The following is a 22,404-nucleotide window of genomic DNA, read 5'->3' on the forward strand; positions in this document are numbered from 1 at the left end:
CGCTCTCAGTCCGAGGTGTAGGCCATCGAGGGCCCGCGGAAGAACTGGGCCGCGTTGACCAGCAGCGACTCGGCGTAGCTCAGCTCGAGGCCGGTGACGACCTCGGCCATCGCCAGGGCGACGGCGAACTCGTCGGGCGCGTCGTCGTCGCGGCCCTGTTCGAAGAGTGGTCGCAGCTCGGTCGGCACGACCTCCGGCTCGTCGACACTCAGGAGCTCGTGGGCGTCGAAGAGGACCTCGGCATCGCGGGCGCAGCCGAACCTCACGTGCGCCTCGACGTTGCTGCGGACGACCGCCGCCGCGGCGCCGTCGCGCGACATCGCCTGCAGGGCGTCGAGGCTGGGGTCGCCGTAGCCGGTGTACTCGACACCCAGGATGCCGCCGTCGATCTCGACCAGAGCCCACGCGGCGTAGTCGGAGTCGTGCTTGTTGTCCCAGGGATGAACGACCGGCTCGTGCAGGTCGACGTCGAGCGCGCGGGCGACCGCGTCACGGGAGGCGCCGGCGACGACGAGGACGGTCAGCGACTCGGGATCCCCGAGCGAGTCCATCAGCTCGTCGTAGTACTCCACCGTCGCGGCCACACTGCGAGCGTAGAACGAGGACGGCGCCCTCGTCAGCCGGTTACCGAAGGATGGTCCAGCGCCGCGCGCAACGCGGCGACCGCCTGCAGGTCCGACGGCAGCCAGTCGACCGACCCCAGTTCGTTGGCGGTGAGGCGGCGCAGCTCGTCGTGGTCCTCGCTGCGGTGGAGGTCGCCGGCCGTGACGACGGCGAAGTAGAGGCGGAGGACGTACTGCTCGGAGATCGGCCACCCGCCGTCCGGCCCGGGGAGCTCGGCGCCCACCGCGATCTCGACGCCGAGCTCCTCGCGGATCTCCCGCGCCAGCGCGGCCTCCGGCGTCTCGTCGGCTTCGACCTTGCCGCCCGGGAACTCCCACTTGCCCGCGAGCGCGGGTGGCTTGGTGCGGCGGGCGGCGACGACGTACGACGGTCGGTCGACCGAGTCGACGACGATCGCGCCGACGACGGTCCGGGGCACGGGGCTACGCACCTCGACCTCGGAGCTTGGCGACGAGCCGGCGCCCCCAGAGGAACGGGAGGATCAGCAACGGCAGGCCGAGCCCGAGGAGGACCAGCGGCAGGGTGAGGGAGCGGCTGTAGAGCTCGTCGCCGCGCAGGGTGGCGGTGACCGTCTCGCCGACCTCCTGGTCGCCGGACCCCTGGATGGGACCGATCCTCTCGACGCCGTCCTCGGTCCAGCGGGCGGTGCAGTGCTGCGACGACGTCTTGTACCTGATGTCGAAGTCGCAGGTGATCACCTCGGCCTCGACCGTCTCACCGGTCTGCCGCTGCCAGAGCAGCCAGCCGCCCGCGCCGACCAGCACGAAGGGCACGACCATGAAGGCGGTGAGGAGGACGTCGACGACGATCCGCATCGTCATCGTCTCCTGGGCAGGCGCGTCGGCCATGCCCCGATGATGGCACCCCTGCTCGTCGAGTAGCCGCCGCGAAGAACGAGCGGCGGCGTATCGAGACGCGGTGAGGTGCCCGCGGTGCTGAGGTGGGTGCTCGGGTGCGGGCGTCTCGATACGCCCTCGCCTGGCGGCTCGGGCTACTCGACGAGCGGATGGTCGTCGATTAGCCGCCGCGAGGAACGAGCGGCGGCGTATCGAGACGCGGTGAGGTGCTCGGGTGCGGGCGTCTCGATACGCCCTCGCCTGGGGCTCGGCTACGACGACCTAGCCGCAGTTGTCGCAGATGCCGGTCGCGGGCAGCGCCATGAAGCAGGTCGGGCAGACCTTCGTCACCGGCTCCGGCTTGCGGGGCGTGGCGGGCTTCGCCGTCGCGACCCGGACCCGCTTCGGCTTGGCGGGTGTGACGGGCGCGATCGGGACCGGCGGCGGGGGAGGGGGCTCCCAGCCCGGGGGCTCCGGCGCGGTGATCCCGAGCCCGGCCAGGACCTCGCGAGCAGCGTCGGTCGGCCGGTGCTTCGGGGTGGTCACAATGTCGTGCGGCGACGCGCCACCCTCGAGGAACGCCTGCGCGTCCGGGCGCATGCCCGGCGGGATCCGCCGGTGCCGCCACCGCGCCTGGGCCGTGCCGCGCTGGGTGATCGTCACCAGGTCGGGGCGGGACCAGCCGACGAGGGTCCAGTCGTTCTCACGGCTGACCGCCCAGACGCCGACCGGTCCGTCGCCCGCCTCGCCGGCCGCGCGCAGCGCGATCCGCTCGGGGTTGAGGAACCGGCCCTCGACCCGGAGCGCGGCCGGCAACGGCCGCGTGACGTCGTACCCCTCCTCGCGCAGGTAGTACGTCGCGTAGGCCAGGAGGTCTTCGGTCGGGTCCGGGGGTGTGTCCATCGCGCTTCGGACGTTATCCCGGCCGCGCAAGCCCTGGGTAACCGGGCCGTACCAGCGGCGACGCCCTACGCCAGGCCACCCAGGTCGTCGGGCACGTCGACGGCGTTCTCCCGCAGCGCCTCGAGCGGGATGATCTGGAGCGCCCGCTCGTTGGTGGAGGCCAGTACGACGGGCGCGGGCACGCCGTCGCCGTGCGCCTGCAGCCAGCGGGGCGCCACGACGCACCAGCGATCGCCGGGTGTCAGACCGGTGAAGCTCCACTCCGGTCGCGGCGTCGTCAGGTCGTTGCCGACCGCCTTCTGGTGAGCGAGGAACTCGTCGGTCATCACCGCGCAGACCGCGTGCAGCCCACTGTCCTCGGGGCCGCACGAGCAGTTGCCGTCGCGGTAGAAGCCGGTCATCGGGTCGGTGCCGCACGGTTCGAGCTCGCCGCCGAGGACGTTGCGTTCGGTCACGGCCACGAGCCTCCCACGGCACGGCACCCGTCGTCGTGGTCGGGGTTGGCCGTCGGCCACGCTGGGTACCTTGCGGCCCATGAGCACCGCGATCGATCTCGGGCGACCGACCTCTGGTGACGTCATCGACCTCATCACCGACGACCACCGACTGTTCGAGCGGCTGCTGGCGCAGCTGCGGGACACGACGCAGGACCTCGACGCGGTGCGGAGGGCGTTCGCCGACGTCCTCATCGCCCATGGTGAGGCCGAGGAGGAGCTGGTCTACCCCGTCCTGAACCGCAAGAGCGCCGAGGTCGACCAGGACGATGTGGAGCACGGCCACGAGGAGCACGCCGAGGGCAACGAGGCGCTGCTCGAGGTGCTCGAGCTCAAGGGCACCGACACCCAGGCCTTCGCCGACGCCGTCGAGAAGCTCAGCAACCTGATCGCGCACCACATCGCCGAGGAGGAGATCACCATCCTCAGCCCGGCCCGCAAGGAGGTCGGGCTGCAGGTGCGCGCCGAGCTGGGCGAGAAGTGGGCGGCCCGCCGCAACGCGCTGATCGACGCGGGCTGCGGGGCCGTCGACAACGTGCGGCGGGTCGTGGCAGCCGCCCGGCGCGAAGGGCTGCTCGACGACGAGGACGACGACTGACCTGCCGGCGTCGACCGGTCAGTGCTGGGTGATCTCCACCCGGTCGCGATAGAACGCCAGCCGTCCGGCGATCTCGGGTACGGCGTCGTGCGGGTCCTCGTAGGACCAGACGGCATCCGGCAGCAGGCCGCCGTCGGTGCGGATGCTGAAGTACGACGCCTCGCCCTTGTAGGGGCAGTAGCTCGCCGACTCGGACGGCTCGAGCGCGCTCATGTCCGTGTCCTCACGCGGGACGTAGATCACCGCCGGGTAGACCGACTCCTTGAGCGTGAGCGCCCGGGTGGTGTCGACGATGGTGCGGCCGCCCGCGGTGACCGTCACCCGGCCGTCGGTCGGGGTGACGGTGATCGGGTGGAGTGCGCCCGGTTTGAGGATCGGCCGTGTCATGGGATCGACGGTAGCGCCGGGACTCAACAGCGCGAGATCACGCCACCATCGTCGAGCCGCTCTCGACGACGTCGCGGCCGATGGTGCGGCGGACGATGGTGCGGTAACGCCAGATCTGCAGGGCGCCGAGGCCCCACAACAGGTACTGCACGCTCATCGCGGCCCGGAAGGCTTCCGGCGTGTACTCGGTCGACGACCCCGACGTCATCAGGTCGAGCACCCCGCCGATGGCGAAGACGGCGACCACCGCGGCGAAGAACCCGCCGACGTTGATGATGCCGCTCGCGCTCGCCATCCGGTCCGGCGGGTTTGACGTGCGACCGACGTCGAAGCCGATCATCGACGCCGGTCCGCCGCAGCCGCACGCCACCACCAGCAGCACGAGCAGCCACAGCGGGGCATCGCCCGGCCACGCCAGCACCGCCGTCCAGACCGCCACCATCGCGACGATGGTCCCGAGCGCCACGGTGGACCGGTGCCACGGGTGACGTCCGACCACCCAGCCGAGCACCGGGCCGGACGCGACCACCGCAACGATGATCAGGCTGAGCAGGGCCCCGGCCACCGTCTCCGACACGCCCTCGCTCAGCACGAGGAACGGGAAGCCCCAGAGCATCACCAGCACGTGCGCGCTGAACGGTGTCGTGAAGTGCACCCAGAAGCCGAGCCGGGTGCCGGGCTGCGCCCACGACGCGCGCAGGCTGGCGAGCAGCGCCCGCCGCGACATCGGGTGGCCGCGCACGTGCCGTGCCTCGGGCGAGTCGCGGACGAAGACCAGCAGGGCGGCCAGCAGCACCGGTCCGAGCGCCGCGGAGACGAGGTAGGCGGCGGTCCAGCCGAGCTCCGACAGTGCCCAGGTCATCGGCACGGCGGCGGCGATCGACCCGATCTGGCCGGTGCTGCCGGTGAGCTGGGTGACCAGCGGGATCTGCCGCGCACCGAACCAGCTGCTCACCAGCCGCAGCACGCAGATGAACGTCATCGCATCTCCGAGGCCGACCAGGACCCGGGCCGTCAGCGCCTCCGGGTACGACGTCGCCAGCGCGAACCCCGCCTGCGCCAGGCTGATCGTCACCACGCCTGCGGTCAGCACCGTCCGCGGTCCGAAGCGATCGACCAGCAGGCCGACCGGCACCTGCATGCCGGCGTACACCAGCAGCTGCAGCATGGTGAACGCACCGAGCTGGCTCGCCGACAGGTCGAACCGCTCGGTCGCGGCGAGGCCGGCCACGGCCAGGCTGGTGCGGTGGAAGATGACGACCACGTAGATCGTGAGCGCGACCCCCCAGACCAGCCAGGCGCGCCGCGGAGTCTCCACGCGGAGACGGTATCGAGCGTGCCGGGCTCAGCCCGAACTGACCATCAGCGACGCCGGTCCGCGCACGGTCGTCGCCGGTCGCATCGTCGGCTCGCCCACCACCCGGAGGCCGGGGAGCCGCTCCGCCAGTGCCCGGAGCGCGACGGTGGCCTCGAGCCGCGCCAGCGGGGCGCCGATGCAGTAGTGCGCGCCGCCCGAGAACGCGAGGTGGGCAGGGGTGCCCGGGTCGGCGTACCGGTCGATCCGGAACTCCCGCGGCGCGTCGAAGACCGCCGGGTCCCGGTTGGCGCCACCGATCAGGCCGACCACCCAGGTGCTCTTCGCGATCGGATGACCGCCGAGCTCGGTGTCGTCGAACGCCGCCCGGATGGTGCGCTGCACCGGTGGGTCGTAGCGCAGCGTCTCCTCGACCGCGAGCGACGCGAGCGCCGGGTCGGCGACCAGCGCCTCCCACGCGCCGGGCGTGCGCTGGAGCGCGAGCACGGCGTTGCTGATCAGGTTGACGGTCGTCTCGAAGCCGGCGACGAGCAGGAGCTGGCACATCGCCAGCAGCTCCCGCGGGCTCATCCGTCCGTCGGCCTCGGCCGCGACCAGGTAGCTGACCAGGTCGTCCCGCGGGTCGGTGCGGCGTAGCTCGAAGAGCCGCTCCAGGATCCGCTCGACCCGGAACGACGCCATCGCGCCCTGGCGCGCGTGCTTGAGGCTGGTGATCCCGTCGAGGATCGACGCCAGCGTCTGCCCGTACTTCTCGAACGCCTGGACGTCGGTGTCCGGGAGGCCCAGCAGGTCGCTGATCACGCCGATCGGCAGTGGCGCGGCGACCGCATGGACGACGTCGGTCGTGCTCTGCCCTTCGACGGCGTCGAGCAGCGCCTCGACCCGCTTCTCGATCGCCACCTCGTAGGAGGCCAGCTGCTTGGGGCTGAAGCCGTGGGAGGCGAGCCGCCGCAGGCGGGTGTGGTCGGGCGGGTTGAGCCCGAGGATCGAGCGGTCGATGCTGTCACCCTGGTAGGTCGCGCCGTGCACGACGTTGGTCGCCGGGTCGCGGACCCCGAAGTCCCGCCGCCGGACCAGGTCGTGGCACAGCTCGTAGTCGGCTGTTGCCGCGTAGCCCGGCATGCCGTGCACCACCCGTCCGAGCGAGCGGATCTGCTCGTGGATGGGGTAGGGATCACGACGACCCGCGTCGGTCTCGAACTGGGCCAGGGGCGAGCCCGACCGGTGCGCCTGCCAGTCCCACAGCCGCGAGCGGAAGATCCCGACGACGAACTGCGCGGCTTCCTTCGGGTTCTGCGGACCCTGCCTCATGGATCCACGCTAGATCGCGGCGGACGGTGTCGCATCCCACCACGGTCGGACCTGGCCTCGTGAGGCAGCCGTCGGCAGCCGCCTGGCCTGTTCGGGCCAGGCGCACCCTGAACGGACCAGTCTCGCGATCCCAAACGGGCCATGGTCCGGGGGCGGAGCCGGTGTCACCATCGAGGTATGGCGCTGTTCGACGTCGCGGCCGATTCCTATGTGAGGTTCATGGGCCGCTTCTCGACGCCGTTGTCGGTCCCGTTCGCCGACATCGGGCTGGCGGGGGTCGACTCGTCGGCGCGGGTGCTCGACGTCGGCTGCGGTCCCGGCATCCTGACCAGCGAGCTGGTGAAGCGCCAGGGCGAGGCCAACGTGAGCGCGGTCGACCCGGTCGAGGCGTTCGTGCAGGCGGCCGCTGCGTCGTACCCCGCCGCCGACGTACGCGTCGCCGCGGCCGAGGCCCTGCCCTACCCCGACGACACCTTCGGAGCGACCCTCGCCCAGCTCGTCGTCCACTTCATGAGCGACCCCGTCGCCGGGGTCGGCGAGATGGTGCGCGTGACCGCACCCGGCGGTCGCGTCTCCGCCTGCGTGTGGGACAACGCCGGTGGCACCGGCGCATCGTCGTCGTTCTGGCGGGTGGTGCAGCGATACGACCCGGAGGCCGAGGGCGAGAAGGCGCGGCCGGGCTCGTGGGGAGGCGACCTGACCCGGATGTTCACCGACGCCGGCCTGCAGGACGTCGAGGAGACCCTGCTGACCGTGCGCCGGGATTTCGCCACCTTCGAGGAGTGGTGGGAGCCGTTCACCCTGGGCGTCGGCCCGGCCGGGGCCTACGTCCGCAGCCTCAACCAGATCGAGCAGACCGGCCTGATGGGCGCGCTGCGCGAGGAGCACGGCGGCGGCCCGATCACGATCCAGGCGAGTGCCTGGACCGCGACCGGGCTCGTCTGACCGGACGACGCCGTCAGGCCGCGGTGCCTACCTTCGGCGGCCGGCCCCGACGCGGAACGCCGGCCTGCGGCTTGCCGCTTTCCAGCAGCACGCCGCCCCAGACGCCGTACTCGTCCCGTGCCTGGCCGAGGGCGAGGCAGAGCTCCCGCACGGGGCAGGCGGCGCAGATCGCCAGGGCCGCCGCAAGGCTCGCGTCGTCGGTCGGGTGGAACAGGTCGGGGTCCGGGTGGTCCGCGCAGGCCCACACGAGCGTCGGGTCGTGCGGGGTCGGTGCGGTGAAGGCGATGGTCACGCCCTTGGTGTCGAACCGGTCCTCGTGGATCGAGATCTTCCGTGCCGTCATCGCCTGTCACCTCCTCGTGGTCGGGGGCGATGGGTGGGATGGGTGCTGTCGAGAAAAATGCAGAAGGGCCACTCCTGCGGCGATGCGCTGGAGCGGCCCGGTGTCCCGGTGCGATGGATGCACCTACTCCACGGGCGACTCCAGCGTGAGCGGCAGTTCCTGGCCGTCGGTCCTGCGCGCGCGCAGGTCGAGGCCGGAGCCGCCGAGCTCCGGGCACTTGTGGGCAGCACCCGACGCGCGGACCGCACTGCGGTTCGCGTCGATGAAGGTGCGATAGGTGCCCACGTCATGTCCCTTCTGGTGATGCTGCTGGTGGCGCGCCCGGGTACGTCCCGGACAGGAAAAGGGTAGAACCCCCGATGCGCTCCGGCCTAACGCATTACCCGCGAATCGGGAGAGTTGGACCCGCGAATCGTGGAAGATTGCCCGTCGAGTCCGGACGACTCGACGGGCAAACCTCACCGATTCGCGGCGCCAACTCCATCGATTCGCGGGGGAATCTTCGACGATTCGCGGTCAGGTCTCGCGCCGGGCGCCGGGTGCGCCGGGGCCGGGCACCGAGCCGGGGGGAGGTGGCCCGAGCTGTCCGGTGCGGATCCAGTCGATGGCGAAGTCGTGCGGGTTGAGCGGATCGACCATCACCCCGAGCTTCGAGCCGGGCTGCATCCGGGCCATGTGCATCGCCGCGACCACGTGATCGCAGGTGACGATGTAGGGCTCGGTGCCGTCCGCGCGCTCGACGCGTGCCTGGATGCGGACGACGGGCGAGGTGTTGGCGTAGGTCCCCACCTGCCACGACCCGTCCACGGTCGCCACCGCCGGCAGTCCCTCGCCGTTGGTGAGCTGGAGGTGCCGTGACATCCGCAGGCCGAGGTCGGTGTTGTCGGCCGCTTCCTTCATCTGGTTCGGGATGTCCGCGATCTGTCCGAAGAACGACGACGGCTTGCCCTGTTGCTCGAGGTGCTGCTGGTTGGCGCGGTACATCCGCTGCCAGTCGCCGAAGAGTCCCATGGTCGGGTGCCCGGTCAGTAGCCGAGGAACTTGCGGAACTGCTGCCCCACGGCCTGCGACTGGCCCATCCGGGCGACCCAGCCGTCCAGCGCTGCCTTGGCATCCGCGGCGGACACGCCCTTCTCGCCCGCGAGGGTGATCAGGCCGGCCTCGTCGTTGATCCCGCGCGTCTGCGCCTCGCGGGCCCAGTCGGCGTAGTCCTGGAGCGACACGCCGTTGATCGGCTCCCAGATCGGGTCGTTCTCCGCGACCGAGCGGGTCGACGGCCCGCCGAACGCGGCCGGGTCGACCGGGCCGGCGCCCTGCACGTGCACCATGCCGTCGCCCTGGCCTTGCTGGCCCTGTCCCTGCGCGGCCTGCTGGGCCGCCGCGGCCTGACCGGTGAGCGCGTCCTTGGCCTTGCTGAAGAATCCCATCATGTCCCCTTCCGGCCGCCTCGCGGCCTTGGTCAACCCCCACCCGAGAAGGTAGAGCCCGCGAGTGGGGCCCGACAGGACCTCACGTCTCAAGGTCGTCTCAAGAATGTAAAGACCATCCCGATGGGCCATGTTCTCCGGCGCCGTCGTGCCCTACTTTTCGGACCATGGCAGACCAGCCGGACCCACCGGACCCACCGGAGAAGTGGCGCGTCTACGAAGAGGACAAGACCCCGGACCCGGAGCCCCCACCGGAACCGCCCAAGGTTCCGTACGGCGACGCGCCGCCTGCCGTGCCCTACGGACAGCAGCAGTCCTACAACCCGGTCTTTGTGACGACGTCCTCGAGCTCCGCGCCGAAGATCGTCCTGCTCGTGGTCGCCGTGGCAGTCCTCGGCGTCGTCGCGGCCGCTGCGGTCGCGATCTTCGCCGCGGTCGACGGTGGGGTGGCCGGCCTCGGCGGGATCGACGCCAAGAGCCCCGACGACTTCGAGGAGTTCGTCGACCAGGTGGAGGAAGACACCGGGAGCACGGAGGTGTTCTGGGTCGGGCTCTACGACGGTTACATCATCGTGGATGTCCCCTACACCGACGAACCGGGTGAGGATCGAGAAGTCAGCTACCGCTGGGACGGGGGTGGACTGGAGAAGTCGAGCCAGGGGACCTCCACCGACCAGCTGTTCGACCTGACGGAGATCAATCCTGAGATCATCGACGGCATCTGCGACCCGCTCCTCGACCTGGCACAGGGTGCGACGGCGGCAGACTGCTACGTCTTCATCACCAAGCCCGGGCCACCGTTCGGCGGTGAGGCCTGGTTCCGCACGAGCGCACAGGACGAGTTCAACCGGAACTACAGCATCGACTACGACAAGGACGGCAACGAAGTCGGCCGCACCGTTCCGTAGCAGCGCTGCCTGGTCGAATCGTCGGCTTCCGGTGGATCAGGCGCTCAGGCTGTCGATCTCGTCCAGCGGCACGGGCACCAGCCGGTCGTCGTTGGCAGCGTGCACGACCTCGCACGGGACTCCGGCTACCTGCGCGGCGGCGTACAAGGCCGCTGCCCAGAGCCGGTCGGACCGGTCGAGGCCGCCGCGGCCCGGCCGGGTCCGCAGGAACGCCACCCGCCCGCCCGGCACCTGGTCGGTCGTCCACTCGGCGAGGAGGTCGAGCAGCTCGGGGGCGGTCGGATCGGGCACCAGCCTGCCGTCGGGGACCGGCACCTCGATCAACGTCTTGTGCGGCCGTCCGTCGGGATGGAGGAAGACGATCCAGAGGCTGGTGCGGGTGAAGCCGAGCGGTTCCATCAGTCCCCGCCAGACCCGCTCGAGGTCGGCCTGGCTGTTGATGTGCTCATCGGTCATGCCGGACACCCTGCGCGGCTCCGGCGGCATGCGGCAGGGGGTCGGTCAGCTGTCCACAGGGTCTCGATACGCCCTCGCCTAGCGGCTCGGGCTACTCGACCACCGAAAGCCCGGCGGCACGGGCGACCTCGACGTACGCCCTGGCCAGGCTCTCCACCGTCTCGTGGGCGTTGAGGCCGCTCGGGTTGGGCACGACCCACAGCTCGGCGCCGGCGAGCGGGGTGGGCTGGCGGCCGAGGACGGCCTTCGGGAGGCCGAAGGCGGTCCGGTAGGCGGTGATCCCGGCGACCGCGACCACCCGCGGCCGGAGCCGCTCGACCAGCGCCGTGAGCGCGGCCCCGCCCTCCTTCAGCTCGGCAGGGCTGAGCTCGGAGGCCTTGGCGGTGGCCCGCCGCGCCAGGTTGGTGATGCCGATGCCCCGCTCGCGGAGCACGTCGCGCTCGGCGTCGGTCATCCCGGCTGCGGCGTCGATCGGCTCGGTGATCACGCCGCCGCGCAGCAGCGCCGGATAGAACCGGTTGCCCGGGTGCGCGAAGTGGGTCTGCGTCGCCGCCGTCCACAGACCCGGGTTGATGCCCACGAAGAGCAGCTTGAGGTCGTGCTCCGGGGCCGTCGGCAGCAGGTCGGGGACGACGGCATCGCGGAAGGACTCGAGCTCGGCGCGGGAGAAGGTACGACGCACCGGCCCAGTCTGCCTGCTTGTAAGCCGAGCGCGTCTCCGGTGCCGCCGCCGAGAATTGGCAAGCCGTAGCCAGCTTGCAGCGAGGCGACCGGCAGCGACACCTCCCGCCGCGCTGCCGGCGCCGGGTGAGGAACCGAACCCCGGGCGCTACCGTCCGAGTCATCATGAAGCGCTACCTCGGGACCCTCGTCCTCATCGGCGCCCTCGTCGGCTTGGCCGGCTGCGGCGACGACCCCGACGACCGCGCCGACGTTCGCGCCGACGATCCGGCGAACACGCCGCCGAGTGAGACGGAACAGCCCGCCGACCTGGAGGTCGTCGACATCGTCTCCGGGGTTGCTGCCGGCGGCGACGTGGCGGAGACCGCGACCATCATCGAGAGCGAGGCCGTGCTCGGGCGCTACCTCGACCAGTTCCGGTCGCCGACCCTCGTCGACGAGCTCATGGCCGTGGTCGAGACCGCCGACCCCGTCGAGGGTCGGGTGATCGGGCTGGCGGTCATCGAGGTCTCCTGCAACGAGCCGCCGTCGGCCCACGTGACGCAGGTGGGCGGCCGGTTCTTCGTCACCGCCGGCAAGGTCGTGAACCCCCACCCCGAGTGCTACGCCCCCGTCACCAGCGTCGCCGTCCTGGACCTCCCGGCCCGTTGAACGGCAGCGGTCACGGGTTGTAGACGACCTCGAGCCCGTTGGGCACCGGCCGTTGCGCACCGTCGGACGGCGAGTTGATGACCCGGAGGTCGCCGTTGCGGACCGCCGCGAGCGTGGTGGATCCGCCGCCGTCGAGGTTGAGGGCGTCCTCGGCGCCCAGGCGCATCATCATCCGCCCGAGCTCGACCATCGTGAAGCCGCGGCTGAAGTCCTGCCGGCCGTCCACCACGAGGAAGATCAGCTCCTTGGTATCCCGATCGACCCCGACCGCCGTACGCGGGTGCATCTCGCCGTCGTCGGACACCAGCAGCTGACGCTTCTTGATCAGCAGCGCGTTGCCGGTGATCGCTACCGCCACCTTCCCACCCAGCCGACGGCGGACCGCGACCCGGGTGCCGACCTTCAACGCCTCGAGCTTGTCCTCGGCATGGTCTCCGCGCGCGATCAGGAAGATGCCCTTGATGCCGGTCCTGCTCGGGAGCGCCTCCCGGTTGGCGACCACCGTGCCGTCGACGATCTGCACGAACCGCACCTGTCGGCGCTGCTCGTCGGTCCAGCCGTAGCCGACCGCCCGCCCGAACCGCCAGTCGTAGATGCCGGTGCCGCCGACCTTGACCCGCGGCGAGTTGTAGTTGGTGACGACGATCCCGGGTCGGTCCACGACCTCGGCCACCAGCGGGAGCTCGCCCACGTGCCACTTGCCCTCGGTGTTGACCGAGAGCGCGTTGTTCCATCCCGAGTCGATCGCGTTCCAGAGCACGTCGCCGCGGCGCTCGCGACCGATGCCGAGCGGGGCGCCGGTGTCGTAGATGTCGAAGAAGTCGCCGTTGATCCCCGCCACGACCTTCGGAGTGCTGGACAGCATCGAGGTGACCGTCTGCCGGCGGCGGACGCGGTCGCCGTTGGAGTAGTCGACCCTGATGCCGGGCGCCCTCCACCTCACCCGCGTCACGAAGTAGCGCACCGGGCCGCGGCGGGTGCGCGCGTCCCACGCGGTGATGGTGACCCCCGGCGCCGGCTTGTAAGAGAAGCGTTGGGTCCGCCCCAGCACGGCGCGCTGTCCGGGTACCGCCGGCGGCGCGATCGGCCCGCGCACCTGGTCGGAGGTCTGCCACGTCTGCGGGTCGTCGGGGTCCGACCCCGGTGCGACCCTCGGAGCCGCTGCCTGCTGGGCCGCCGGCGGCTTGGACGGGTCCGAGGGGCCGTCGTCGAGGAAGACCACTGCGCCGGCGGTCGCCAGGAGGGACAACACGACGAGTTCCGGCAGCAGGCGACGCATGCCGTCCAGGTTAAGAAATCTGGCGGCCACGTCCGGGATGATGGGTCGCGTGTCGAGCGGTCCGTGCAACACCTTCGCCGAGGGCGACAACCTCGAGGTGCTCGCCGGCCTGCCCGCGGCGTCGTACGATCTCGTCTACATCGACCCGCCCTACAACACCGGCAGCGCGTTCGCCTACCGCGACAGCTTCGCCGGGCACCAGGCGTGGACGGACATGATGCGGCCGCGGCTCGAGGCCGGTCGGCGGGTGCTGGCCGACACCGGCGCGATCTTCGTCAGCATCGACGACCACGAGGTCGCGCACCTGCGGCTGCTGCTCGACGAGGTGTACGGCGAGCCCAACTTCCTCGCGCAGGTCGTGGTCAACCTCAATCCCAAGGGACGCCAGCTGGGCAGCGGCTTCGCGACGTCGCACGAGTACGTCCTCGTCTACGCCAAGGACGCGCGGCAGTGCGTGCTCGACGCGTCGAGCACCGACCTGGTCCTCGAGGGAGACTTCCCGCTGGTGGCCGAGGACGGGCGTCGCTACCGACGGCTGCCGCTGCGCAACACCAACAAGAAGTTCAATCCGCTGACCGCACCGACGCTGCACTTCGCGATCTGGGGCGACCCGGAGACCGGCGAGGTCCGGACCTCGCCGTTCGACGGCGCGGGCGAGATCAAGCCGGTCTTCGGTGACGGGTCGCCCGCGGTCTGGCGCTGGTCGCGGCCGCGGATCGACGAGCGTCCCGGTGACCTGGTGTGCCGCCGGGTGCGCGGCGCGACGGGCGACCGGGTCGACGTCTTCCAGCGCGACTGGCGGCACCCGACCGGCGGCGCGCGCCGCAAGAAGCTGCGCACCATCTGGCTCGCCGAGGAGGTCGGCTCGACCGACACGGCGGTCGCCGAGCTGAAGGAGATCCTGGGCCACGTCTTCGAGTCACCGAAGCCGACCGGGCTGGTCCGCCGGATCCTCGACACCATGCCCGACGACGCCCGGGTCCTCGACTACTTCGCGGGCAGCGGGACCACGGGACACGCCGTCGCGCTGGCCAACGCGGCCGACGGCGGGCGTCGTACCTGCCTCTCCATCAACCAACCGGAGCCGGTCCGCCCGGGCTCCAACGCCGACCTGGCCGGCTTCCGCACCGTCGCCGATGTCACGCGCGCCCGGCTCCGCGCGGTGGCGGAGCGGGTGGGCGGGGGATACGCGGAACACTCGGTCGTCGAGTAGCCCGAGCCTTCACGCTGGTCGTCGAGTGGCCCGAGCCTTCACGCCGGTCGTCGAGTAGCCCGAGCCTTCACGCCGGTCGTCGAGTAGCCCGAGCCGCTAGGCGAGGGCGTATCGAGACGCCGCAAGCTGTCCGTGCTCACCGTCGTGGCGCGTCTCACCGCGTCTCGATACGCGCGGTCACGACCTCGTCCCTCGGTCGTGCGCGCTACTCGACCACCGAGGCTTGCTGACCGCGCGCCGGCCGCTCGCAAGCTCGCGGTGGCGGGCGGTCAGCTGACGCCGGCGGCCTTCTCGAGCGCGGCGAGCTCGGCGTCGAGGAACGTCAGCAGGCGCTGGAGGTGCGGGACGGTACGCCGGCAGCCGGTCAGGCCGAACCCCATGCTGCCGTCGTACGACGTGCAGGTGATGTTGAGAGCCATGCCGTTGATGGGGATGGACAGCGGGTAGTTGCCGACCAGCTTGGCACCGTTCCAGTAGTGGGTGGTCCGAGGGCCGGGCACGTTGCTGATGATCAGGTTGTACGGCGACCGGATGATCCCCTGCATCTTCAGTGCCGGCCCGAGGATCGCCGGGGCCTGGCCGATCGCGCTCATCGCGAGCACCTGCACCGGGGTCAGTGACTGGAGGGCGTCCTTGCCGTCCTTCATCGACTTCTGGACCGCCACGAGCCGCTCGCCGGCGTCCGCCTGGTCTGTGCCGAGCCGGGCCATCACCGCACCGACGGCGTTGCCGCCCTCGGCCGACGGCAGGTGCGACTCCTTCGCCTTCAGCCCGACCGGGACCATCGCGACGAGAGGGGAGTCCGGGAGCGCGTCGTTCTCGAGGAGGTAGGTGCGGATCGCGCCGCCGCACATCGCGAGCACGACGTCGTTGATGGTGGCGCCGGTCGCCTTGCCGACTCCCCGGATCCGCTCGACCGGCCAGTCCTGGGCGGCGAACCGGCGGGCGCCAGTGATGGAGCGGTTGAACATCGTGCGGGGCGTGTGGAACGACACCGTCGACGTCTCGTTGCGGGCGCCCTTGGACAAGGTCTTGATGAGCGCGCCGGGCATACCGGCGGCCTCCGCGGTGATGCCGAGCGCGGTGCGCAGCGCGTCGCCGGGGAGCCCGGCCAGGGTGTGCGCGGCCTCGGTCATCGGAGCGTCGACGTCGCCCTTCGTGTCGGCCTTTGCCCGGCGGATCGCCCGCTTCGTCCACGGCGCGGCCATGCCCCGCTCGTCGGGGTCCGTCGACAGGGTGCTCTGCAGCAGCCGCATCGCGGAGATGCCGTCGACCAGGCCGTGGTGGATCTTGGTGTACATCGCGACCCTGCCGTCGGCGAGACCTTCGATGAGGTGGGCCTGCCACAGCGGGCGTTCCCAGTCGAGCCGGGTGCTGTGCAGGCGGGAGCACAGCTCGAGGAGCTCGCGGACGCGTCCCGGGGACGGAAGTGCGTTGTGGCGGACGTGGTGCTCGATGTCGAACTGGTCGTCCTCGCGCCAGAACAGCTGGCCGGCCGTCTTGATCGACCGGTGGGGGTGCTTGAGGAAGAGCGGCATGACCTCGTCGTCGTTCGACGTCGCCGCCTCGAACAGCTCGCGCACGAAGTCGGGGCCCGCGTCCTCCGGCCGCTCGAAGAGCTGCAGCCCGCCGACGTGCATCGGCTGGTTCTTGCTCTCCGCGAGCAGGAACGCCGCCGACGGCGGATCGATCGGGCGGAGCTTGGGGAGAGAGACCACGGAACAAACCCTTTCGTCGTGACGGCCGATCCTCCCGCCTGGTGACAGTCGCCACAAGTAGGAGGGTTCGAGCCGGGGCTCCTGATGGAAGGATGCCGCCCGTGAGCAACGACCAGCCGCCGGGGGAGCCGGCGCGGGACGACGATCCCCCGCGACCGCCGCCGCGGCCGGTGGCGCCACCCGGGCAGGTCTCGACGCCGGACCAGCTGCCGACCGTCGAGCCCGGCGAGTGGCCGGCGCAACCGCGCAGAGCGCCCGTGCCGCAACCGGCACCGCCGCCGGCTCCCGCGCCGGCACCGGTCCCCACCTCGGCACCGCCGGCACCGGGCCCGCCCGCCCCGCCCCCCGTGGCACCGGCGAAGCGGAGCCTGGCCTGGCTGTGGGTCACGTTGGCCGCGGTCTTCGTGCTCGGTGTCGGGACGGCCGCCACCCTGGTCGTCGTCAGGCCCTGGGAGGACGACACCAGCGACCGCGACACCGCCGGCGCTCCTCCCGACTCCGAGCAGCAGGCCGAGCCGTCGGACGAGGTCCCGGAGGACCCGGCTCCGACAGCCTCGGCGACTCCGACACCACCGAGCGCTCCGGCCGCCCAGGTCACCGCGGACCTCGACGGCGACGGGTACGGCGACGCGGTCGCCGTCCTCGGCTCGAGCAGCAGCATCGAGCGCGTCGTGCTGTCGAGCACCGGGAGCTCGTTCGAGGTCGCTCGCGAGCCGGTCGCGGCGTTCGAGGACCGGACCTGGGCCGACTTCGACGGCGACGGTGAGCTGGACGAGGTCTCGTGGACCTACGAGCTCGGTGGCACCCTCAACCTCACCTCGGACGACCTCGACCTCCGTGAGCGCAACCTCCGGCTCCGCCTCGATGACCGGCAGCCTTTCGTCAGCCTGAAACCGGGCGACTTCGACGGTGACGGCGCCGTCGACCTGGTCGCCTACGGCGCGACGGGGCGGAGGACGGTGGGCGTCTGGATCATCCGCAACGAGGCCGGCAGGTTCGCCGAGCCCGAGCAGTGGGTGCAGATCCCCAACGCGACTTATGCGACGACCACGCTGCTCCCGGCCGACTTCGACGCCGACGGTCGCGCCGACGTCGCGGCCCGGGTGCCGAGCAGCGGTCTGCCGCGGGACCTGGGGCCTTCGAGCCGGATCGAGCTCGGCATCGCGCTGCTGACCTCGTCCGGGACGGGGTTCGTCCCGGGCCCGGTCGAACGCCCGACGGGTCTCCTCGACGGCGGCGAAGCCGTCGTCGGAGACTTCACCGGCGACGGGCAGCCGCGGGTGCTGCTGATCGACCGCAGTCGCACCGGCGTCCAGGTGCACGGCCTGCGCGCGGACGGCGACCGGCTGGTCCTCGAGCCCGGTCTGGTGCTGCAGATCGGTGGCCGGCGGGGCGACGTGGTCGACGCGGTCGTGTCCGACGTCGACGGCGACGCGGTCGACGACGTCGTCTACTCGACGGTCGACGAACGCGGTCGGTCGTACGACGGGTTCCGGGTGCTGCGGCTCGACGAGCGCGCGACCGCGCCGAGCGAGGTCTGGGCGCCGACGCCGCGGTGTCCGTCGGGCGACTGCTCGTTCTACTTCGAGAACAGCTTCTGACCCGACCGGCCACCGGCACAGGGAGTTTGTCCGACCACTGAGCGTGGGACGATCCCGCCATGACGATCGGTGACGGCGGCTCGGCAGCGCCACCAGGTTGGTATCCGGACGGACCGGGCTGGGAACGGCGGTGGGACGGCGTCGCATGGACGGCCGACCGGCGGCCGGTGTCGCCGGCGCAACCGCCGGTCCAGCCGCCTGCCCAGCCACCGGCGCAGCCGCCGACCCAGCGACCGGTCCAAGCCTCCCGCTCGCCCTGGGCACCCCCGTCCGCGGGTGCACCGGCCGGGAGCCCGGCACCGTCGCCCTTCCGCCCGGCCTCGCCACCCCCGGGCCAGGTGCCGCCGGGCTCGCCGCAGGGACCGCCGCCCGGGCCGCCGTTCGCCACACCGGGCGGGCCGTCGTACCCGGCGCCGCCCCAGAAGAAGAGCCTGCTGTGGCTGTGGGTCGCACTCGCCGTCGTGCTGATCGTGGTCGTCGCGACCGTGGTGACCCTGGTGGTCGTCCAGCCGTGGTCCGACGACGGCGACGGCAGCAAGGGCGGCGGCGCCACAACCGAGCCGACCGAGACGGAGCCGGCCGCCGAGCCGGTCCGCGGCGACATCGACGGCGACGGGAGGGGCGACGTCCTCGGCCGGTTCTACGACTCCACCGAGAGCCGGCTGACCCTCACCAACGCGGACGGCTCCTTCCAGCTGGCGAAGGAACCGGTGCAGCAGGAGGAGAACCTGGTCGTGGCCGACTTCGACGGCGAGGGCGGCAATGACGTGGGCTCCTGGTTCGACTCCGGCGGCACCCTCCAGTTCGAGATCGAGGACAGCGACCTGTCGGTGACGCAGGCCTTCGACCTCTGGTTCAAGGTCGAGGCGGTCAACGCCGCGTTCGGTGACTTCGACGGCGACGGTCTCACCGACATCGCGGCCTACGGCCAGCAGCACCGCAGCCAGGTGGCGGTGTGGGTGCTGCGCAACAGCGGAGACGGGTTCGAGGCGCCGGTGAAGTGGGCCGCGCTGCCCAATGCGACGTACGGCTCGACCGAGCTGATCGTCGGTGACTTCAACGGCGACGGCAGCGACGACGTGATGGCCGTCGCGCCGGACGAGCCGGTGGTCCGCGGCGACTTCGACAACCTCTACTGGTACGGCGACTTCGGGGTCGTGCCGCTCATCGCCCGGGCCGGCTCCTTCGCCCGCGGCACCATCGCACCGGTCGAGACCGACCTCTTCGACCAGGAGTACACCGTCGGCGACTTCGACGGCGACGGCAAGGAGACGCTGGTCGCTGACAACTTCTACGAGGACACCTTCCTCCTCTACGAGTACGACGGCACCACCTTGCGTCCGACGGGGGCGACCGTTCCGTACGGCGTGGCCGGCGACGGCGTGATGGATGCGGTCACCGCCGTCGACCTCAACGGCGACCAGCTCGACGACCTCGTGCTCACCAGCGTCAACATCGACGACTACAGCTTCTACGGGGTGTGGGTGGCGACCGCCGACGCGGAGGGGGGCATCGACACCCCGACGAAGTGGGCGGACCTGCCCAGCTGCTCGAACGACTACTGCGAGGTCGACTACTTCGTCGCGCGCTGAGCGGGAAGCGGACCCGCAACCGTCCACAGGCATCGCGCCGGCGCCGGCTGTGCACAGCCGCGACGCCGGCGCGGGGCCGTCGTCGGGCGACGCTCCTAACGTCCCGTCGCGACGCCGGAACTCGCCGGCGCGTGACCCTCGGGAGCACCCTTCATGTCCGACTTCGTCCTGCGGCGCCTCGCCGCTTTCCTGCTGGCCCTGCTGGCCGTCGGTGGGCTCGCCGCCTCTGCGACCGCCGGCCCGTCCACCACCCACACCGACCCCTACGTCCCACCCGCCGACACGATCGTCCAGGTCGAGGGCGACGCCGCCAACGGCTTCGGCATCCGGCACTACGACGGCTCGTGGCACTACCCGCCGACCGACTCGGAGACGATGGCCGAGTGCGGCGAGTACGACCGGGAGATCCGGCGGTTCCGCTGCAAGGTGGCCAACCGCGCCTGGTTCCGCGCTCTCGCCGGCTTCAAGGAGACGACGCGTTACTACCGCTCGCTGCAGTAGCCCTCAGCTTTCGGTCGTCGAGTAGCCCGAGCCGCTAGGCGAGGGCGTATCGAGGCCCGGTCGGCTCGAACTGGCACCATCGCCCCATGGGCTGGGTGCTGCACGTCGATCTCGACCAGTTCATCGCCGCGGTCGAGGTGCTGCGGCGGCCCGAGCTGGCCGGGCTCCCGGTGATCGTCGGCGGGCGCGGCGACCCGACCGAGCGCGGCGTGGTGGCGACCGCCTCCTACGAGGCCCGGCGCTTCGGCGTCGGCTCCGGGATGCCGCTGCGGCTCGCGGAGCGGAAGCTGCGCAAGTCGGAAGAAGAGGCCGTCTTCCTGCCGGTCGACAAGGACGCCTACGACGCGGCCTCGGCCGAGGTGATGGACGTGCTGCGCAGCCTCGACTGGGGCGGCGTGCCGGTGCTGGTCGAGGTCCTCGGCTGGGACGAGGCCTTCGTCGGTCCGGGACCGGACCACGGCGAGCTCGGCTCGCCGGTGGAGTTCGCGGAGCGGATCCGAGCCGCCGTGCTCGACCGCACCCGGCTGACCAGCGCGGTCGGGATCGGCAACAACAAGCTCCAGGCCAAGCTCGCGACCGGGTTCGCGAAGCAGCGGGTGGAGGGTGCGTTGGCCCGGGAGGCGGGTTCCGGGATCGGCGAGGAGTCGGGCCCCGGCGGTCAGGAGCGCGGCCGCGGGACCTACGTCCTCACCGACGAGGGCTGGTACGACGAGATGGGCGACCGCCCGACCAGCGCGCTGTGGGGCATCGGCAAGAAGACCGCCGACAAGCTGGCCCTCCTCGGCATCGCCACGGTCGAGGACCTCGCCCGTGCCGACGCCGCGATGCTGGCCGAGCGGATCGGGCCGACCACCGGACCCTGGCTGCGCCGGCTCGGCCGTGGCGTCGCGTCGAGCGAGGTCGACGCCACGCCGTACGTCGCCCGCGGGCACGGCCGCGAGGAGACGTTCCAGGAAGACCTGACCGACTGGGCCGAGGTCGAGCGAGAGGTCGACCGGATCGCGCGCCGGGTGGTCGCCGACATCGCGGCCGAAGGCCGCCCGGCGGTCCGGGTGGAGCTCAAGCTGCGCTACCGGCCGTTCTTCACCCTGACCCGCAGCCACAAACTGCCGGCGCCGACGACCGATGCCGACGAGCTCGCTGCCGAGGCGGTCGCCCTGCTCGACCGGGTCGAGAAGGACCGCCCGGTCAGGCTGCTCGGCGTACGCCTCGAGATGGCCGATCCCTCCTGACCGCGCTTTCTTCGTTGGTCGAGAGCGCGAGATCTTCGTTGGTCGAGTAGCCCGAGCCGCTAGGCGAGGGCGTATCGAGACCCCCGGGGGTTTCGTTGGTCGAGTAGCCCGAGCCGCTCGGCGAGGGCGTATCGAGACTGCGAGTCCTTGTGGATGACTGTTCGACACCACAGCCGTCCCCACCAACCATGTCGCTGTGACTGCCTACGTCTACATCCTGCGATGCGCGGACGGTTCGTACTACGTCGGCAGCACCCGCGACCTGGAGAAGCGGCTGTGGGAGCACCAGATTGGCCTGGGAGCGTCGTACACCCAAAGACGACGACCGGTAGAACTCGTGTGGAGCGCGGAGTACCCCAACGTGGGTGAAGCCTTCTTCTGGGAGAAGAGGATCCAGGGCTGGTCGCGCGCCAAACGGGTTGCACTCATCAACGGCGAGTACGACAGGTTGCCTGGCCTTGCCAAAAAGGACTTCGGTGGGGCGGGCGATCGCTCCCTGCGCCGGGGCGAGCCGCTCGCCACCGATCCGCTAGCTACGGTGAAGGCCATGACACGTCCGGCCGAGGTCGTCGCCGTCACCGACGAGTTTCTCGCTCAGATCGAAACGGACCGGCCGGGCCTCGTTCATGGCTTGTACCTGCACGGCTCGCTTTGCTGGGGAGAGTTCTACGCCGACAGCGACATCGACTTCGTGGGTGTGCTGAGCCGGCCCGCCTCCGTCGGAGACCTGGCAGCACTAGAGGCCGCTCACGCCCGGGTGCGGGAGGCGGTGCCGGAACGTCGCTATGAAGGCTTCTACTGTCAGGAAGGCGACCTCGCGTGCCCGGCCTCAGATGTGGGCCTGGTGCCGGTGCATTATCAGGGATCCTTCGACTTGGCCGGGCGGCTCGACGCCAATCCCGTGACGTGGCACGAACTGGCCGAACGCGGAATCATCGTGCGAGGCGGCAAACCCAGGATTCACACCGACATGGATGAATTGCTGGACTTCACCCGCGACAACCTGACGAGCTATTGGGAGCCTCTTCTCTCTCGGATGGGGGAGGAAGGTGACCAAACCGTAGGACGGGACGACGATGCCGTGGTCTGGGTGACGCTCGGCGTCGCTCGGCTCCATCATCTGCTTGCACGCGCTGCGCTCACGTCGAAAAGCGGCGCGGGTCGCTACATCCTCGACGCGCTGGAGCCGCGCTGGCACCGGCTGGCGGATGAGGCCCTCGCCCTGCGGGAACGGCCAGGGACGTCATCGTCGTACAGCGATGTCGCGACGCGCGGTCGGGACGCCCGAGAGTTTCTCGCCTGGGCCATCGCGGACGGGCGACGTCTCCGCTGAGGAGACAAAGGTCTCGATATGCCCTCGCCTAGCGGCTCGGGCTACTCGACCAACGA

The 22,404-nt window shown here is 71.2% G+C and carries 26 protein-coding genes; 10 read left to right on the top strand and 16 right to left on the bottom strand.

Annotated elements, in window-relative coordinates:
• Positions 1-5: 5 nt before the first annotated feature.
• The 5 genes from SHK19_RS03595 to SHK19_RS03615 form a co-directional block, all read right to left on the bottom strand.
• Complete coding sequence (locus SHK19_RS03595; RefSeq protein WP_322456875.1) at positions 6-584, bottom strand: hypothetical protein; 579 nt, start codon at positions 582-584, stop codon at positions 6-8.
• 32 nt (positions 585-616) lie between these two features.
• On the bottom strand, positions 617-1,042 hold the full coding sequence (locus SHK19_RS03600) for a (deoxy)nucleoside triphosphate pyrophosphohydrolase (protein ID WP_322937882.1): 426 nt from the start codon (positions 1,040-1,042) through the stop codon (positions 617-619).
• 4 nt (positions 1,043-1,046) lie between these two features.
• Entirely contained in the window at positions 1,047-1,472 is a 426-nt protein-coding gene (locus SHK19_RS03605; RefSeq protein ID WP_322937883.1) for a hypothetical protein, read from the bottom strand.
• Positions 1,473-1,742: 270 nt separating this feature from the next.
• Positions 1,743-2,363 carry a hypothetical protein gene (locus SHK19_RS03610; RefSeq protein WP_322937884.1) on the bottom strand — a complete coding sequence of 207 codons (621 nt, stop codon included), beginning with the start codon at positions 2,361-2,363 and terminating at the stop codon, positions 1,743-1,745.
• A gap of 65 nt (positions 2,364-2,428) precedes the next feature.
• Positions 2,429-2,818, bottom strand: coding sequence for a DUF2237 family protein (locus SHK19_RS03615; protein WP_322937885.1), 390 nt, complete (start codon positions 2,816-2,818; stop codon positions 2,429-2,431).
• Positions 2,819-2,897: 79 nt separating this feature from the next.
• On the opposite strand from SHK19_RS03615, the gene SHK19_RS03620 reads away from it, so the two are divergent.
• Positions 2,898-3,455 carry a hemerythrin domain-containing protein gene (locus SHK19_RS03620; RefSeq protein WP_322937886.1) on the top strand — a complete coding sequence of 186 codons (558 nt, stop codon included), beginning with the start codon at positions 2,898-2,900 and terminating at the stop codon, positions 3,453-3,455.
• Between the two features lie 18 nt (positions 3,456-3,473).
• Here SHK19_RS03620 and SHK19_RS03625 read toward each other — a convergent pair whose 3' ends face one another.
• From SHK19_RS03625 to SHK19_RS03635, 3 genes are read right to left on the bottom strand one after another with little or no spacing between them, the layout of a single operon-like run.
• Entirely contained in the window at positions 3,474-3,842 is a 369-nt protein-coding gene (locus tag SHK19_RS03625; protein WP_322937887.1) for a DUF427 domain-containing protein, read from the bottom strand.
• Positions 3,843-3,879: 37 nt separating this feature from the next.
• The gene (locus tag SHK19_RS03630; RefSeq protein WP_322456868.1) at positions 3,880-5,160 is read right to left on the bottom strand and encodes an MFS transporter; all 1,281 of its coding nucleotides are present in this window, start codon (positions 5,158-5,160) and stop codon (positions 3,880-3,882) included.
• A 27-nt stretch (positions 5,161-5,187) separates the two neighbouring features.
• Entirely contained in the window at positions 5,188-6,468 is a 1,281-nt protein-coding gene (locus SHK19_RS03635; RefSeq protein WP_322937888.1) for a cytochrome P450, read from the bottom strand.
• Between the two features lie 177 nt (positions 6,469-6,645).
• Between SHK19_RS03635 and SHK19_RS03640 the strand changes: the two genes are divergently transcribed.
• A complete protein-coding gene (locus SHK19_RS03640; protein WP_322456866.1) occupies positions 6,646-7,413 on the top strand; it encodes a class I SAM-dependent methyltransferase in 768 nt (255 codons plus the stop codon).
• 13 nt (positions 7,414-7,426) lie between these two features.
• Here SHK19_RS03640 and SHK19_RS03645 read toward each other — a convergent pair whose 3' ends face one another.
• The 4 genes from SHK19_RS03645 to SHK19_RS03660 form a co-directional block, all read right to left on the bottom strand.
• Positions 7,427-7,756: a WhiB family transcriptional regulator gene (locus SHK19_RS03645; protein WP_322937889.1), complete on the bottom strand. Its 330-nt coding sequence runs from the start codon at positions 7,754-7,756 to the stop codon at positions 7,427-7,429.
• Positions 7,757-7,879: 123 nt separating this feature from the next.
• Positions 7,880-8,041 carry a hypothetical protein gene (locus SHK19_RS03650; protein WP_322937890.1) on the bottom strand — a complete coding sequence of 54 codons (162 nt, stop codon included), beginning with the start codon at positions 8,039-8,041 and terminating at the stop codon, positions 7,880-7,882.
• 231 nt (positions 8,042-8,272) lie between these two features.
• Positions 8,273-8,767: a hypothetical protein gene (locus SHK19_RS03655; RefSeq protein ID WP_322456863.1), complete on the bottom strand. Its 495-nt coding sequence runs from the start codon at positions 8,765-8,767 to the stop codon at positions 8,273-8,275.
• Positions 8,768-8,781: 14 nt separating this feature from the next.
• Positions 8,782-9,186 carry a hypothetical protein gene (locus SHK19_RS03660; protein WP_322937891.1) on the bottom strand — a complete coding sequence of 135 codons (405 nt, stop codon included), beginning with the start codon at positions 9,184-9,186 and terminating at the stop codon, positions 8,782-8,784.
• A gap of 164 nt (positions 9,187-9,350) precedes the next feature.
• Here SHK19_RS03660 and SHK19_RS03665 point away from each other — a divergent pair, with 164 nt between their 5' ends.
• Positions 9,351-10,091: a hypothetical protein gene (locus SHK19_RS03665; protein ID WP_322456861.1), complete on the top strand. Its 741-nt coding sequence runs from the start codon at positions 9,351-9,353 to the stop codon at positions 10,089-10,091.
• A 36-nt stretch (positions 10,092-10,127) separates the two neighbouring features.
• Here the strand turns inward: SHK19_RS03665 and SHK19_RS03670 are convergent, their stop codons facing one another.
• Both SHK19_RS03670 and SHK19_RS03675 read right to left on the bottom strand, forming a co-directional pair.
• Positions 10,128-10,547, bottom strand: coding sequence for a hypothetical protein (locus SHK19_RS03670; protein ID WP_322937892.1), 420 nt, complete (start codon positions 10,545-10,547; stop codon positions 10,128-10,130).
• Positions 10,548-10,638: 91 nt separating this feature from the next.
• The gene (locus SHK19_RS03675) at positions 10,639-11,229 is read right to left on the bottom strand and encodes a mismatch-specific DNA-glycosylase (protein ID WP_322937893.1); all 591 of its coding nucleotides are present in this window, start codon (positions 11,227-11,229) and stop codon (positions 10,639-10,641) included.
• A 164-nt stretch (positions 11,230-11,393) separates the two neighbouring features.
• On the opposite strand from SHK19_RS03675, the gene SHK19_RS03680 reads away from it, so the two are divergent.
• A complete protein-coding gene (locus tag SHK19_RS03680; RefSeq protein ID WP_322937894.1) occupies positions 11,394-11,879 on the top strand; it encodes a lipoprotein in 486 nt (161 codons plus the stop codon).
• 10 nt (positions 11,880-11,889) lie between these two features.
• Here SHK19_RS03680 and SHK19_RS03685 read toward each other — a convergent pair whose 3' ends face one another.
• Complete coding sequence (locus SHK19_RS03685; RefSeq protein ID WP_322937895.1) at positions 11,890-13,158, bottom strand: phosphodiester glycosidase family protein; 1,269 nt, start codon at positions 13,156-13,158, stop codon at positions 11,890-11,892.
• A 49-nt stretch (positions 13,159-13,207) separates the two neighbouring features.
• On the opposite strand from SHK19_RS03685, the gene SHK19_RS03690 reads away from it, so the two are divergent.
• Complete coding sequence (locus SHK19_RS03690) at positions 13,208-14,371, top strand: site-specific DNA-methyltransferase (RefSeq protein ID WP_405030455.1); 1,164 nt, start codon at positions 13,208-13,210, stop codon at positions 14,369-14,371.
• A 269-nt stretch (positions 14,372-14,640) separates the two neighbouring features.
• Here SHK19_RS03690 and SHK19_RS03695 read toward each other — a convergent pair whose 3' ends face one another.
• Positions 14,641-16,089, bottom strand: a complete 1,449-nt coding sequence (locus SHK19_RS03695; protein WP_322456856.1) for a WS/DGAT/MGAT family O-acyltransferase — start codon at positions 16,087-16,089, stop codon at positions 14,641-14,643.
• A 101-nt stretch (positions 16,090-16,190) separates the two neighbouring features.
• On the opposite strand from SHK19_RS03695, the gene SHK19_RS03700 reads away from it, so the two are divergent.
• From SHK19_RS03700 to SHK19_RS03720, 5 genes are all read left to right on the top strand, one after another.
• Positions 16,191-17,690 carry an FG-GAP repeat domain-containing protein gene (locus tag SHK19_RS03700; protein WP_322937896.1) on the top strand — a complete coding sequence of 500 codons (1,500 nt, stop codon included), beginning with the start codon at positions 16,191-16,193 and terminating at the stop codon, positions 17,688-17,690.
• A 59-nt stretch (positions 17,691-17,749) separates the two neighbouring features.
• A complete protein-coding gene (locus tag SHK19_RS03705) occupies positions 17,750-19,282 on the top strand; it encodes an FG-GAP-like repeat-containing protein (protein WP_322937897.1) in 1,533 nt (510 codons plus the stop codon).
• A 153-nt stretch (positions 19,283-19,435) separates the two neighbouring features.
• Positions 19,436-19,783, top strand: coding sequence for a hypothetical protein (locus SHK19_RS03710; protein ID WP_322456853.1), 348 nt, complete (start codon positions 19,436-19,438; stop codon positions 19,781-19,783).
• 86 nt (positions 19,784-19,869) lie between these two features.
• Positions 19,870-21,015 carry a DNA polymerase IV gene (locus SHK19_RS03715; RefSeq protein WP_322937898.1) on the top strand — a complete coding sequence of 382 codons (1,146 nt, stop codon included), beginning with the start codon at positions 19,870-19,872 and terminating at the stop codon, positions 21,013-21,015.
• 196 nt (positions 21,016-21,211) lie between these two features.
• A complete protein-coding gene (locus SHK19_RS03720) occupies positions 21,212-22,348 on the top strand; it encodes a GIY-YIG nuclease family protein (protein WP_322456851.1) in 1,137 nt (378 codons plus the stop codon).
• Positions 22,349-22,404 lie beyond the last annotated feature (56 nt).

The organism is Nocardioides bizhenqiangii (assembly GCF_034661235.1).
Classification (GTDB): domain Bacteria; phylum Actinomycetota; class Actinomycetes; order Propionibacteriales; family Nocardioidaceae; genus Nocardioides; species Nocardioides bizhenqiangii.